The following is a 12,924-nucleotide window of genomic DNA, read 5'->3' as shown; positions in this document are numbered from 1 at the left end:
AATTGCCACCGCCCAAATGTGCGGTTGACCTGCACCCTACGCAGTCGGGACGGCGGAGCAGGACCGTCCGCCCGTTTTTGTGTCGGTCTTGCAACACAGCGTCCGCCGCCGGCTCAGGCGAGGCCCGCCTCCTTCATCTGGCGGAGCTCCTTCTTCAACTCGCTCACCTCGTCGCGCAGTCGCGCGGCCACCTCGAACTGCAGCTCCGCCGCCGCCGCGCGCATCCGCTCGGTCATCTCCTCGATGATTCCGGCCAGTTCGGCCGCGGGACGGTCGCTGACCACCTCGCCCTTCCTGGCGCCCGGCGTGCCGAGCGCGGGCACCGGGGCCTTGACGGCCTTGCCCGCCTTGTCGGCCTTCGCCTGGCGGTAGCCGGTGCCGAGCAGTTGCTCGGTGTCGACCTCCTCGCGCGCGATGGTCGCGACGATGTCGTTGATCTTCTTGCGGAGCGGCTGCGGGTCGATGCCGTTCTCCGTGTTGTACGCGATCTGCTTCTCGCGGCGGCGGTTGGTCTCGTCGATGGCCTTCTCCATCGCGGGCGTGATCTTGTCCGCGTACATATGGACCTGGCCGGAGACGTTGCGCGCCGCGCGGCCGATGGTCTGGATCAGGGAGGTGCCCGAGCGCAGGAAGCCCTCCTTGTCCGCGTCCAGGATGGCCACAAGCGAGACCTCGGGGAGGTCGAGGCCCTCGCGCAGGAGGTTGATGCCGACCAGGACGTCGTACTCGCCGGCGCGCAGTTCACGCAGCAGCTCGACGCGGCGCAGGGTGTCGACGTCGCTGTGGAGGTAACGGACCTGGATGCCCAGTTCGAGGAAGTAGTCGGTGAGGTCCTCGGCCATCTTCTTGGTGAGGGTGGTGACAAGGACCCTCTCGTCCTTCTCCGTGCGCAGCCGGATCTCGTGGACCAGGTCGTCGATCTGGCCCTCGGTGGGCTTGACGACGACCTCCGGATCGACGAGACCGGTGGGCCGGATGATCTGCTCCACGAAACCGTCGCCGCGCGAGAGCTCGTAGGCGCCCGGAGTGGCGGACAGGTAGACGGTCTGGCCGATCCGCTCCTTGAACTCCTCCCACTTCAAGGGGCGGTTGTCGAGTGCGGACGGCAGCCGGAAGCCGTGGTCGACGAGCGTGCGCTTGCGGGAGGCGTCGCCCTCGTACATCGCGCCGATCTGCGGGACCGTCACATGGGACTCGTCGATCACGAGCAGGAAGTCCTCGGGGAAGTAGTCGAGGAGGGTGTTGGGCGGGGAGCCGGGCTCACGGTCGTCGAAGTGCATCGAGTAGTTCTCGATGCCCGAGCACGAGCCGATCTGGCGCATCATCTCGATGTCGTAGGTCGTGCGCATGCGCAGCCGCTGGGACTCCAGCAGCTTGCCCTGCTTGTCGAGCTCCGCGAGGCGCTGCTCCAGCTCGGCCTCGATGCCGTTGACCGCCTTCTCCATGCGCTCGGGGCCGGCCACGTAGTGACTGGCGGGGAAGACGTACAGCGACTGGTCCTCGCTGAGGATCTCGCCGGTGAGCGGGTGGAGGGTGGACAGTGCCTCGATCTCGTCGCCGAACATCTCGATGCGGACGGCGAGCTCCTCGTAGACCGGGAAGATCTCGATGGTGTCGCCGCGGACCCGGAAGGTGCCGCGCTGGAACGCCATGTCGTTGCGCGTGTACTGGATGTCGACGAAGCGGCGCAGCAGCTGGTCGCGGTCGATCTCGTCGCCGACCTTGAGCTGGACCATGCGGTCCACGTACTCCTGCGGGGTGCCGAGGCCGTAGATGCAGGAGACGGAGGCGACCACGACGACGTCGCGGCGGGTCAGCAGCGAGTTCGTCGCGGAGTGGCGCAGGCGCTCGACCTCCTCGTTGATCGAGGAGTCCTTCTCGATGTAGGTGTCCGACTGCGGGACGTACGCCTCGGGCTGGTAGTAGTCGTAGTACGAGACGAAGTACTCCACCGCGTTGTTCGGGAGGAGCTCCCGGAACTCGTTCGCCAGCTGGGCGGCCAGGGTCTTGTTCGGCGCCATCACCAGGGTGGGGCGCTGAAGCCTCTCGATCATCCACGCGGTGGTCGCCGACTTGCCGGTGCCGGTCGCGCCGAGCAGGACGACGTCCTTCTCGCCCGCGCGGATACGCCGCTCCAGGTCGGCGATGGCCGTCGGCTGGTCGCCGCTGGGCTGGTAGGGGCTGACGACCTCGAAAGGCGCCACCGTACGTTCGATCTTGGAAACGGGCCGCATGGAATCCACCGTACGACCCGCCACTGACAGCCGGGGGTGCACCGCTGCGGACGCGGGGTCCCCGCTGGGCCCCGGCCACCGGCCGAAGCCACTGTGACCAGCAGCTTTGCCCGTGGTCCGGTGGCCTTGCGGAACCGCGCTCAACGGCTGTCGTGGTCCGCGAAGCGCCGGCGGCGGGCGCGGTCGGCGGCCCAGGAGGCCGGGCGACGCCCCTCCGGCGCCCCTGCCCGGGCCGGGACTCCCGCGCGCCGGCCCTCGTCGCGGGCGTGCCACCCGTGGTCCGGCTCGCCCAGCACGAGGAGCGGGTCGAACATCACCACGACGGCGGCGAGCAGCAGGAAGACCGCGGGTCCCACGAGGACGGGTGCGAGCACGCCGACCGGGGAGTCGCCGGCGGCGGTCAGGTCGATCGTGGGGTGCAGATGGACGCTCACCGCCGCCATCCCGACGTAGTGCATCCCGCTCACCGCGATGCCCATCACGAGGGCGGCGCCGATACTCGCCAGGAAGCCGTGCACGGACACCGCCGCCCACAGCGCGGCGGTCGCCGCGACGACGGCGATCACCACGGAGAGCGCGACGGTGAGGGTGTCGTACTCCAGGACGGCCTGCAGCCGCATTCCGGCCATGCCGAGGTAGTGCATGGAGGCGATGCCGAGTCCGGTGAGCGTCCCGCCGGTGACCAGCGCCATCACGGTCGCGCCGCGGTAGCCCACGATGAAGATCCCGATGCCGACCATGACGACGGCCACGGCGAGGCTCGCGAAAGTGGTCGGCCTGTCGTAGCCGATGGGGGCCTCCCGGACGGTGAACCCCATCATTGCGATGAAGTGCATCGTCCAGATCCCCGAGCCGATGGCCGTGGCGCCGAGCGCCAGCCACGCCGCCTTGAAGCCGCGGCCGTGGCGCACGGACCGCGTGGTGCAGCGCAGGCCCAGGGCGCCGCCCAGGCAGGCCATGAGATAGGCCGCCACCGGGGTGACGAGGCCGTAGCCGAAACCGTCCACCGTGCCCTGCATCCCCTGTGCCCTTCGCCCCGTGTGATCCCCTGTGCCCGGTGCCCCCGTCTGCTCCGTGATCCCCGCGCCCCCCGCGCATCCGGGAGCGAACGTCCGGTTGCTGGCGAGAGTACGGCCCGGGGAACGGGATGCAAACGCCGGGGCGGCGATTTGTCGACATGCGGGACACGGGTGGCTCCCCGCGGGCCGTCCGTTCACGTCGCGGCCATACTTCGCCTGTCCCGCGTTGGCCGACAACTGTCACTCTCGGCCCGTCCGTGATCCGACGACGTGAGGAAGTCCCCCGTGCACGCACGCCCCGTCGCAGCCCTGGCCGCCACCGCCCTCGGAATCACCGTGTTCCTCGCGCCCGGCTCGGCCTCCGGCACCCCGGAAGCCGCCGCGCAGCAGGACGAACCGCTCGTGATCGCCCATCGGGGCGCCTCCGCCTACGCGCCCGAGAACACGCTCGCGGCGGTCGACCTGGCGGACCGGATGGGCTTCGTCTGGGTCGAGAACGACGTCCAGCGCACCAAGGACGGCGAGCTCGTCGTCGTCCACGACGACTCACTCGCCCGGACCACCGACGTGGAGCAGGTCTTCCCCGACCGCGCGCCCTGGAAGGTCAAGGACTTCACCGCCGCCGAGATCGCCCGCCTCGACGCGGGCAGCTGGCGCGGCACCGAGTGGGCCGGCGCGCGCGTACCCACGCTCAAGCAGTACCTGAACCGCGTCGACGAGAACAACCAGAAGCTCCTTCTGGAGATCAAGAAGCCGGAGCTGTACCCGGGCATCGAGAAGGACACCCTCCGGGTGCTCGGCGAGGAGGGCTGGCTGGACCGCCGGCACGTGGCGGGCCGGCTCGTCATCCAGAGCTTCGGCGCGGACAGCGTGAAGGCCGTTCACCAGCAGCGGCCGGACCTCACCACCGGCTTCCTCGGTACGCCGGCGGTCGCCGACCTGCCGGCGTACGCGGCGTTCACCGACCAGATCAACCCCACGCACACGTCGTTGACCGCTGAGTACGTGGCAGCCGTCCACACGCTCAAGGGCGCGCACGGCAAGCCGCTGCGGGTCAACACCTGGACGGTGAACGACGCGGCGGGCGCTGCGCGCGTGGACGCCTTCGGTGTGGACGGGATCATCACCAACAACCCGGACGTCGTGCGGGACGCGGTGAGCTGACGTCCGCTCCCGACGGACTGTCAGTGCCCGGTCGTACCGTGGTCCGCATGAACACCACCGGCAGGAACACCCTGGAGTGGAGCGTCGTCGCCACGGACATCGGGCCGCTGCTGCTCGCCGCGACCGGCGACGGCCTGGTGAGCGTGGTGTTCCACGCGCGGCCCGCGATACGGGACCGGGCGCTGAAGCAGCTGGCGGACCGGCTCGGTGCGCCGCCCGCCGAGACGGCGACCGGGCGCCTCGCCGAGCCGATACGCCAGCTCCACGCGTACTTCGAGGGCAGGCTGCGGGCTTTCGACCTTCCGCTGGACTGGTCGCTGTCGGCGGGTTTCAACCGCCAGGTGCTGCGAGAACTGCCGGCCGCCGCGCCGTTCGGGACGGTCGTCGGTTACGGCGATCTCGCGGCACGGGTCGGCCAGCCGGGTGCGGCCCAGGCGGTCGGGGCAGCGATGGGCTCCAATCCCCTGCCGGTCGTCGTGCCGTGTCATCGGGTGGTGGAGAGCGACGGGGGGCTGGGCGGCTTCGGCGGGGGCCTGGAGACGAAGCGCAGGCTGCTGGCGCTGGAGGGCGTGCTGCCGGAGCCGCTGTTCTGACCGGGCGCCGGCGCGGTTTCGCACCGGCGCGGTCGCTGGCACACTGCGTCAGTGACCACCAGCCCTGACGCTCCTGACATATCAAAGACCCCGGTGATCGGGGCCGCCGAGCTCCCGGCGCTGCGGCGCCGTGTCAACGCCGTGCTGATCGCCAGCCAGATCCTGGGCGGCCTCGGAGTCGCCACCGGAATCGCGCTCGCCGCGGTCCTGGCGCAGGAAGTCAGCGGTACGGAAGCCCTCTCCGGCCTCGCCCCGACCGCGACCGTGGCCGGGACCGCGCTGCTCTCGGTGCCGCTGGCCGCCCTGATGACCGCCCGGGGGCGGCGGCCGGGCCTGGTCCTCGCGTATCTCCTCGGGGCGCTCGGCGCGGGTGTGGTCGTGCTGGCGGCCGTCATCGACAGCTTCCCGCTCCTGCTGATCGGCATGGCCGGCTTCGGCGCTGCCTCCTCGGCCAACCTGCAGGCCCGGTTCGCGGCCGCCGACCTGGCCGAGCCGGAGCGGCGTGGGCGGGCGATCTCCACGGTGGTGTGGGCGACGACGATCGGAGCGGTGCTGGGGCCGAACATCGCCTCGCCCGCCGGACGCAGTGTGTCCGGCATCGGCATACCGGCGGCCGCGGGCCCTTTCCTGTGGGCGGCGGGCGTCTTCCTGGTCTCGGCGGTGCTCGTCCTGGTCCTGCTGCGCCCCGACCCGCTGCTGACCGCCCGCGCGCTGTCGCCCGCCGACCGCTCTCCCGAGGGGCGTTCGCTGCGTGCGGGGGTGCGGGCCGTGCAGGACTCCCCGATGGCGCGGCTGGCTCTGGTCACGGTCGCCGTCTCGCACACGGCGATGGTCTCGATCATGTCGATGACCCCGGTCGCGCTCAGCCACCACGGTGCGGGGATCCAGCTGATCGGCCTGGTCATCAGCGGGCACATCGCGGGCATGTACGCGTTCTCGCCGCTGATGGGCTGGCTGGCGGACCGTATCGGGCGGCTGGCCGTGATCGGACTGGCGGCCGGCCTGCTCAGCACGGCCGCGCTGCTGGCCGGTACGGCGGGACCGAGCCACGGCCGGACGGCGCTCGGCCTGTTCCTGCTGGGCCTCGGCTGGTCGGCGGGTCTGGTCGCGGGCTCCACGCTGCTGACGGACTCCGTGCCGCAGCCGGCGCGGGCGGCGGTCCAGGGCCTGTCGGACCTGACGATGAACACGGCGGCCGGTCTGGGCGGGGCGGCCGCGGGTCTCGTGGTCGCGCAGGCCGGGTACGGCTGGCTGAACGCGATCGGGGCGGCGCTGCTGCTGCCGATGGCCGCGCTGGCGGTACGGCGGGCGATGACGCGGGCGTGAGCGGGCGCCCGGAGCGGGGCGTGGCCGCTGCGCGGGGCCGCCCTCCACCCTGGGGGCGGGGAGGACCCCGAGCGCCTCGCACGCCGACGGGCTGAATGCGCCCCTGGCGCGGAGCCCCAGTGAGTGGTCACCGCACCCGAGACGGTGACGTCCCCCCGGCGGATCAGCAGGTGCGGACGGCCCGCGCCGGAGGCCAGGACCGACCGGACGTCACCCGGGGACAGCCCGTGCGCACCCGTGCCGTCCTCCAGCCACGCCGCCCGGTCGTCCACGCCGCGCGACTCGAGACGGTCGCGTAGAACCGGTTGTCGCCGCGAGCGAACAGATCGGACGGGAGCACGCGGCGCACGGCCGGGGCACCCGTGCGCCCCGCGGCCCACGTTTGGGCGGCCCGCCGCCGTGCCAGGGATGGGGACATGGTGAAGACCGCGATAACGCTGTCCGAAGAGGTACGGGAGGCGCTCGACGCCGGCGCGCCCGTCGTCGCCCTGGAGTCGACGATCATCGCGCACGGACTGCCGCGCCCCCGCAACCTGGCCGTGGCCGAAGAACTGGAAGCGCTGGTACGGGCCGAGCAAGCCGTGCCGGCCACCATCGCCGTGCTCGACGGGCGGGCGCACATCGGCCTGGGGAAGGCGGAGTTGGAGCGCGTCGCCGGCGATCCGGACATGCGCAAGCTGGGCCACCGCGATCTGGCCCCCGCCCTCGCGACCGGGGCGAGCGGGGCGACGACGGTCTCCGCCACGGCGTTTCTCGCCGACCGGGCAGGCATCGCCGTCTTCGCGACGGGCGGGCTGGGCGGTGTGCACCGCGGCTGGACCGAGACGCAGGACGAGTCGGCCGACCTGCGACTGCTCGCGCAGGTCGGCCTCACCGTGGTGTGCGCGGGCGTCAAGTCGATCCTGGACGTCCCGGCCACCCTCCAGCGACTGGAGACGCTCGGGGTGGGCGTCGTCGGCTACGGGACCGACCGGTTCCCCGGCTTCTACCTGACGTCCTCGGGCGAACCGGTCGACTGGACCCTCCGCACGCCCGAGGAGGTCGCCGCGGTGATGCACGCCAAGGACCTGCTGGCCGATCCGTACTCCGCACTCGTCGTGGCGAATCCGGTGCCCGTCCATGAGCAGTTGGACCCCGCGCTGCACGACCGGGTGCTCGCACGGGCACTCGACGAGGCGCGGGAGGAGGGCGTCACCGGACAGGCCGTCACCCCCTTCCTGCTGGAACGGCTGATGCGCTACACCGAGGGCGCCTCGCTGGAAGCCAACCTGGCGGCGGTGCGGGGCAACGTGCGGCTCGCCGCACGCATCGCAGCGGCGTACGCGTGACGGGCGGCACGAGGGCGCCCGGCCGGACGGGAGAGGCGGACGGAGCCGGGCCGGTGGACGGCTCGCCGGGGCTGCTCGTCGTCACGGACGTCGTGGCACGTCATCGGACGCCGCTCGCGCGGGGCACGGACACGGCCGCCCGTATCCGCATCCTGCCGGGCGGCGCGGGGGCCAACGTCTGTTGCTGGGCCGCCCTTTGGGGCTGCGCCGACGTGCGGCTGCTCGCCCGCGCGGGCGATGCGGACCTGGCATGGCACGCCGAGCGGCTGACGGCGGCGGGCGTGCGTCCGCTTCTGGTGCCCGACGCCGAGGCGCCGACCGCCACCGTCGTGGCCCTCGTCGACGAGGGCGCCGAGCGCACCTTCCTCACGGACAGCGGCGCGGTGCTGCGTCTGGGGCCGGAGGACTGGTCGCCGACCCTGCTCGACGGGGTCGGGCATCTGCACCTGTCGGGCTACCTCCTGTTCTCCGCTGCGAGCAGGCGGACCGCCGGCCTGGCGATGCGCTCGGCACGGGAGCGGGGCATCCCGGTGAGCGTGGACCCGGCATCGGCGGGCTTCATCGCCGAAGTGGGCGTCGAGTACGTGCTGTCGGCCCTCGACGGCGCGGACGTCCTGTTCCCCAACGCGGACGAGGCCCGCCTCCTCACCGGCCTGCCCGACGCCGCGGAGGCGGCGGCGAAGCTCAGCCGGATCGTGCCGATCACAGTGGTGACGCTGGGCGGACGGGGCGCCCTGGTCGCCGAGTCGGGACGGATCACGGCACACGTCCCGGCCGAACCGGCCGAGGCGGTGGACACGACGGGGGCGGGGGACGCGTTCACGGGCGCCTTCCTCGCCGCGCGCCTCGCGGGAGCGGACGCCGCCACGGCAGCGGCGGAGGGCTGCCGGGCCGGTTCCAGGGCGGTGACGCTGGTCGGCGGTCGCCCGTGACGGAGCGGTCTCAGGGCAGACCGCCCCAGGCCGGGTGGCGCGGATCGTCGGCGCGTACGAGGACGTCGGCCGATTCGGAGGGTCGGACCTCGTCCTCGTACCGCGCGTACGCCGGCAGCGTCCAGCGCTCCCGCTCGTCGGTGCGGCGCTCCAGCGCGCCCGGCGAGAGCCGCAGATGCGCGGTCAGGTCGAACGGGAACCAGTGGCCGAGCAGGAACGGCCCGTGCAGCACCAGCACACCGCCCGCGGGCAGTCGGACAGGCGCCGACCTGGTCGCGCGGTCCGTCGCCGGGTCCCACAGGTCCGGCAGCACCTGCCCGCTGCCGCCCGCCTCCAGAGGCCCGAAGACCTCGCGCCACAGCGCGCCCGTGTCGAACCAGGAGCCGTAGTACGCGTCGGGGTCCTCGCGACCGTACTCGTAGCGCAGCGACGCCGGCCGCAGGAACCCGCCCGTGCCGACGACGAGCACGCCGCGTCCGCGCAGCCGGAGCACGTCGCCGATGCGCTCCGCCAGTTCACCGGGCCGGGCGGCGGGTGCGCCGTCGACGCCAACGCGCAGCCAGGGGCTGCCGTCTTGAGCGGTGGTCGACAGCACCCGATCGGCCACGGCCTCCGCAAGACGCTCCCAGGTGATCGCTTCCAGTCGCACGGCCCCATCATCACCCGGGCGAGAACCGGACCGTCGGCGCGGTCGCGGCATCGTGCGACGCGGCAGCGGCGTGGCCGGCCCCGTCTCCCTCAGGCCCCCGGCACCCCGACGAGCGCCGCGTCGCCCTCCGCCTTGATCCGGCCGGCCCGTACGCCCTCCTCGACCGTCAGGTCCCCGCTGCCGATCTCGACGCAGGTCTCGGCGTCCAGGGTCAGGCACACGTCGGGCGCGTCGGCGGGCCCGTCACCGTACGGGGAGGTCTCGGCGTCCCCCAGCCGCAGATGGAACACGCCCTCGTCCAGCCTCACTTCGACCACCCCTGCCCTTCCGCGCGCCTGGAGAGCGCGCAGCAGCGGGATGGCGAACCAGTGCGCGCGGACGGCGTCGGTGGGTCTGCGCTCGGCGAGGGCCGGTGCGCCCCATCCGGCCAGCGCGGTCAGGACGGGCAGCAGGCCCCGCCCCCGTTCGGTCAGTTCGTAGACGTACGCGGCCGACGGCGGCGGCAGCCGGCGTCGGGTCGCCAGGCCGTCCCGCTCCATGTCCTTCAGCCGGGACGCCAGGACGTCGGTGCTGACACCCGGCAGGTCGGCGTGCAGGTCGGTGTAGCGGCGGGGACCGGCCAGCAGTTCCCGGACGACGAGCAGCGTCCAGCGGTCGCCGACCGCGTCCAGGGCGCGGGCTGCGGCGCAGTACTGGTCATAGCTCCGGCGGCGCGTCTCACGTGGCATGCGACGAGTCTAGACATGTCGTTGGACTTTCCAAGCTCGTACTTGGTAAAACCAAGTACACCATTGAGCCCGGGAGGCACGGCATGGAGTTCCGGCAGTCGAGCAAGCTCAGCGAGGTCTGCTACGAGATCCGCGGTCCGGTGATAGAACACGCCAACGCGCTGGAGGAAGCGGGCCACAGCGTCCTGCGGCTGAACACCGGCAACCCCGCGCTCTTCGGCTTCGAGGCGCCGGAGGAGATCGTCCAGGACATGATCCGGATGCTGCCCCAGGCCCACGGGTACACCGACTCGCGCGGCATCCTCTCGGCCCGCCGCGCGGTCGCCCAGCGCTATCAGGCCATGGGGCTCGCCGATGTCGACGTCGACGACGTCTTCCTCGGCAACGGCGTCTCCGAACTGGTCTCGATGGCCGTCCAGGCCCTCCTGGAGGACGGCGACGAAGTACTCATCCCGGCCCCGGACTTCCCGCTGTGGACCGCCGTGACCACGCTCGCGGGCGGCACAGCGGTGCACTACCTGTGCGACGAGGAGTCCGACTGGTACCCGGACCTCGACGACATGGCGTCCAAGATCACCGATCGCACCCGGGCCGTCGTCATCATCAACCCGAACAACCCCACCGGCGCGGTCTATCCGCGCGAGGTCGTGGAGGGCATCCTCGACCTGGCCCGCCGCCACCAGCTGATGGTGTTCGCCGACGAGATCTACGACCGGATCGTGTACGACGACGCGGTGCACCACCCCGCCGCCGCGCTCGCCCCCGACCTCGTCGTCCTCACCTTCGGCGGCCTGTCCAAGACGTACCGCGTCGCCGGTTTCCGCTCCGGCTGGCTCGTCGTCTCCGGCCCGCGGCAGCACGCCCGCAACTATCTCGAGGGCCTGACGATGCTGGCCTCGATGCGGCTGTGCGCCAACGCGCCCGCCCAGTACGCCATCCAGGCCGCACTCGGCGGCCGGCAGTCCATCCACGAGCTGGTGGCGCCCGGTGGCAGGCTCCACGAGCAGCGCGACCGTGCGTGGGAGAAGCTGAACGAGATCCCGGGCGTCTCCTGCGTCAAGCCCAAGGGCGCGCTCTACGCCTTCCCCCGGCTCGATCCGAAGGTCCACCCGATCCACGACGACGAGAAGTTCGTCCTGGACCTGCTGCTGCGCGAGAAGATCCAGGTCGTCCAGGGCACGGGCTTCAACTGGCCCCGCCCCGACCACTTCCGGATCCTCACCCTGCCGCACGCCGACGACCTGGACGCCGCGATCAGTCGCATCGGCCGCTTCCTGAGCGGCTACCGCCAGTAGGCCGAGGGCGACGACTGCTGCGGCGTGACGGCCGGACCCGCTCTTGACGCCGCTCTCCACTGCGATGATCTGATGGGCTCCGCCCCCGGGCGAAGCCGGCCACCACGGCCCGCGCCCGCCCCACGATTCACCGCAGCTCTGGAGCGCGCACATGTGGACAGCCGTCATCGCCGTCATCGGCACTCTGCTCGGATCGGTGGCGACGCACCTGTTCCAGCGCCAGACGGCCGAGCGCAGCGCCGCTCTCGCCCGCGCGGAGCAGCTGCGCCAGGAACGGATCACGGCGTACAGCGCCTTCGCCGGCGCCCTCGTCGACTACCGGCGCGGCCAGAACGACCGCTGGCACCGGGCGAAGGAGGCCCCGGGCAGCGCCACCGCCGAGGAGGCGCGCATCGACTCGTACCGGCTGCGTTCCAGCGCCCATCAGGCGCTGATCCGGGTGCAGTTGGTGTGCGACGACGCACAGGCGCTGGACCTGGCCGCCGCCGCCTTCGAGGTCACGAACTGCATGCACGAGGCGCCGGACGAGGCGGACCGCGCGCAGCGTTCGGAGCAGGCTCGCGAGACGCTGTCCGAGTTCATCGGCGCCGCGGCACCCGGCGTGCGCTAGAGGACCCGCCCGGACGGCGGGCGGCGACGCGGCCCGTCCGGTCGCTTCTCAGACCCGCGCCGCCGGTTCCGCCAGCGTTCGGACGGGGCTGGCGGCGAGGTAGGCGGCGATGTCCTCGACCGCCTGCCGGAAGTACCCCTCGTAGTTGCGCCGTGTGACGTATCCGAGGTGGGGCAGGCCCAGGAAGTTCGGCGCGGTGCGCAGCGGGTCGTCGGCCGGCAGCGGCTCCTGGGCGAAGACGTCGGAGCCGGCGCCGGCGATCCACCCCTCACGCAGCGCCTGCACCAGGGCCGCCTGGTCGACGATCGCGGCCCGCGAGGTGTTGACCAGGTAGGCGGTGCGGCGCATCCGCCGGAGTTCACGGGCACCGATCAGCCCGCGTGTGCGGCCGGAGAGTTGCAGGTGCACCGAGACGAAGTCCCCCGCCTCGAGGAGCTCTTCGAGCGATGCCGCCCGCTCCACGCCGTGTTCCGCTGCCCGCTCGTCCGTGAGATTGCGGCTCCACGCCATGACGTCCATGCCGAAGGCCTGACCGACCCGGGCGACCTTGGCGCCGATCTTCCCGAGACCGACCAGGGCGAGCCGGCTGCCGTGCAGATCCGTGCCGAGGGTGGACTGCCACGGTCCGCCCTCCCGCAGCGCCGTGCTCTCCGCCGTCACATGCCGGGCGAGCCCCAGGATGAGCGCCCAGGTCAGCTCGGCGGGCGGCTCGGAGTTGCTGGCCGTTCCGCAGACGGTGACGCCGTGGCGCGCCGCCGCTTCGAGGTCGATGGACGCGTTGCGCATGCCCGAGGTGATCAGGAGCTTCAGCCGCGGCAGCCGGGCGAGCAGCGACGCGGTGACAGGTGTCCGCTCGCGCATCACGACGAGGATCTCGCAGTCGCCCACTTCGGCGGCGAGAGCCTCTTCCGAGGCGAAGTGCTCCTGGAGGGAGCGGACTTCGACGGAGCCGGCGAGTGAGGACCAGTCGGCCAGGGTGAGCGCGACGTCCTGGTAGTCGTCGAGCACGGCACAGCGAAGCGTCATGGGAGCGGAGCGTACCTGCT

The 12,924-nt window shown here is 72.3% G+C and carries 12 protein-coding genes; 7 read left to right on the top strand and 5 right to left on the bottom strand.

Annotation, left to right across the window (positions count from 1 at the left end):
• Window positions 1-113: 113 nt before the first annotated feature.
• Both uvrB and HW130_RS08530 read right to left on the bottom strand, forming a co-directional pair.
• Window positions 114-2,234 (bottom strand): excinuclease ABC subunit UvrB, encoded by a 2,121-nt coding sequence (uvrB, locus tag HW130_RS08535; RefSeq protein ID WP_177148827.1) that lies wholly within the window; start codon window positions 2,232-2,234, stop codon window positions 114-116.
• A gap of 140 nt (window positions 2,235-2,374) precedes the next feature.
• Entirely contained in the window at window positions 2,375-3,253 is an 879-nt protein-coding gene (locus tag HW130_RS08530) for an MHYT domain-containing protein (protein WP_177148826.1), read from the bottom strand.
• Between the two features lie 285 nt (window positions 3,254-3,538).
• Between HW130_RS08530 and HW130_RS08525 the strand changes: the two genes are divergently transcribed.
• The 5 genes from HW130_RS08525 (at window position 3,539) to HW130_RS08505 (ending at window position 8,596) form a co-directional block, all read left to right on the top strand.
• A complete protein-coding gene (locus HW130_RS08525) occupies window positions 3,539-4,417 on the top strand; it encodes a glycerophosphodiester phosphodiesterase family protein (RefSeq protein WP_177148825.1) in 879 nt (292 codons plus the stop codon).
• A gap of 47 nt (window positions 4,418-4,464) precedes the next feature.
• A complete protein-coding gene (locus HW130_RS08520; RefSeq protein ID WP_177148824.1) occupies window positions 4,465-5,010 on the top strand; it encodes a methylated-DNA--[protein]-cysteine S-methyltransferase in 546 nt (181 codons plus the stop codon).
• Between the two features lie 93 nt (window positions 5,011-5,103).
• Complete coding sequence (locus HW130_RS08515) at window positions 5,104-6,336, top strand: MFS transporter (protein WP_309140364.1); 1,233 nt, start codon at window positions 5,104-5,106, stop codon at window positions 6,334-6,336.
• A gap of 416 nt (window positions 6,337-6,752) precedes the next feature.
• Window positions 6,753-7,664 carry a pseudouridine-5'-phosphate glycosidase gene (locus HW130_RS08510; RefSeq protein WP_177148823.1) on the top strand — a complete coding sequence of 304 codons (912 nt, stop codon included), beginning with the start codon at window positions 6,753-6,755 and terminating at the stop codon, window positions 7,662-7,664.
• Window positions 7,665-7,717: 53 nt separating this feature from the next.
• The gene (locus HW130_RS08505; protein ID WP_309140363.1) at window positions 7,718-8,596 is read left to right on the top strand and encodes a PfkB family carbohydrate kinase; all 879 of its coding nucleotides are present in this window, start codon (window positions 7,718-7,720) and stop codon (window positions 8,594-8,596) included.
• 10 nt (window positions 8,597-8,606) lie between these two features.
• Here the strand turns inward: HW130_RS08505 and HW130_RS08500 are convergent, their stop codons facing one another.
• The gene (locus HW130_RS08500; RefSeq protein WP_177148822.1) at window positions 8,607-9,245 is read right to left on the bottom strand and encodes a uridine kinase; all 639 of its coding nucleotides are present in this window, start codon (window positions 9,243-9,245) and stop codon (window positions 8,607-8,609) included.
• 89 nt (window positions 9,246-9,334) lie between these two features.
• Window positions 9,335-9,973: a winged helix-turn-helix transcriptional regulator gene (locus HW130_RS08495; RefSeq protein WP_177148821.1), complete on the bottom strand. Its 639-nt coding sequence runs from the start codon at window positions 9,971-9,973 to the stop codon at window positions 9,335-9,337.
• Window positions 9,974-10,056: 83 nt separating this feature from the next.
• Here HW130_RS08495 and HW130_RS08490 point away from each other — a divergent pair, with 83 nt between their 5' ends.
• Together HW130_RS08490 and HW130_RS08485 are read left to right on the top strand one after the other, a co-directional pair.
• Window positions 10,057-11,268 carry a pyridoxal phosphate-dependent aminotransferase gene (locus HW130_RS08490; RefSeq protein WP_177148820.1) on the top strand — a complete coding sequence of 404 codons (1,212 nt, stop codon included), beginning with the start codon at window positions 10,057-10,059 and terminating at the stop codon, window positions 11,266-11,268.
• A 151-nt stretch (window positions 11,269-11,419) separates the two neighbouring features.
• Complete coding sequence (locus HW130_RS08485) at window positions 11,420-11,878, top strand: hypothetical protein (protein ID WP_177148819.1); 459 nt, start codon at window positions 11,420-11,422, stop codon at window positions 11,876-11,878.
• Between the two features lie 48 nt (window positions 11,879-11,926).
• Here HW130_RS08485 and HW130_RS08480 read toward each other — a convergent pair whose 3' ends face one another.
• Window positions 11,927-12,904, bottom strand: a complete 978-nt coding sequence (locus HW130_RS08480) for a D-2-hydroxyacid dehydrogenase family protein (RefSeq protein WP_177148818.1) — start codon at window positions 12,902-12,904, stop codon at window positions 11,927-11,929.
• Between the last annotated feature and the right edge of the window lie 20 nt (window positions 12,905-12,924).

The organism is Streptomyces sp. PKU-EA00015 (assembly GCF_013387495.1).
In the GTDB taxonomy this organism is placed as follows: Bacteria; Actinomycetota; Actinomycetes; order Streptomycetales; family Streptomycetaceae; genus Streptomyces.
Note: the sequence above shows the minus strand (reverse complement) of the source record. Positions and strands in the feature narration are given on the sequence as shown.

Excerpts from the sequence above, each read along its gene's own strand:
- uvrB (WP_177148827.1), bottom strand. The coding sequence starts at position 2,234 with ATGCGGCCCGTTTCCAAGATCGAACGTACGGTGGCGCCTTTCGAGGTC.
- HW130_RS08530 (WP_177148826.1), bottom strand. The coding sequence starts at position 3,253 with ATGCAGGGCACGGTGGACGGTTTCGGCTACGGCCTCGTCACCCCGGTG.
- HW130_RS08520 (WP_177148824.1), top strand. The coding sequence starts at position 4,465 with ATGAACACCACCGGCAGGAACACCCTGGAGTGGAGCGTCGTCGCCACG.
- HW130_RS08510 (WP_177148823.1), top strand. The coding sequence starts at position 6,753 with ATGGTGAAGACCGCGATAACGCTGTCCGAAGAGGTACGGGAGGCGCTC.
- HW130_RS08495 (WP_177148821.1), bottom strand. The coding sequence starts at position 9,973 with ATGCCACGTGAGACGCGCCGCCGGAGCTATGACCAGTACTGCGCCGCA.
- HW130_RS08490 (WP_177148820.1), top strand. The coding sequence starts at position 10,057 with ATGGAGTTCCGGCAGTCGAGCAAGCTCAGCGAGGTCTGCTACGAGATC.
- HW130_RS08485 (WP_177148819.1), top strand. The coding sequence starts at position 11,420 with ATGTGGACAGCCGTCATCGCCGTCATCGGCACTCTGCTCGGATCGGTG.
- HW130_RS08480 (WP_177148818.1), bottom strand. The coding sequence starts at position 12,904 with ATGACGCTTCGCTGTGCCGTGCTCGACGACTACCAGGACGTCGCGCTC.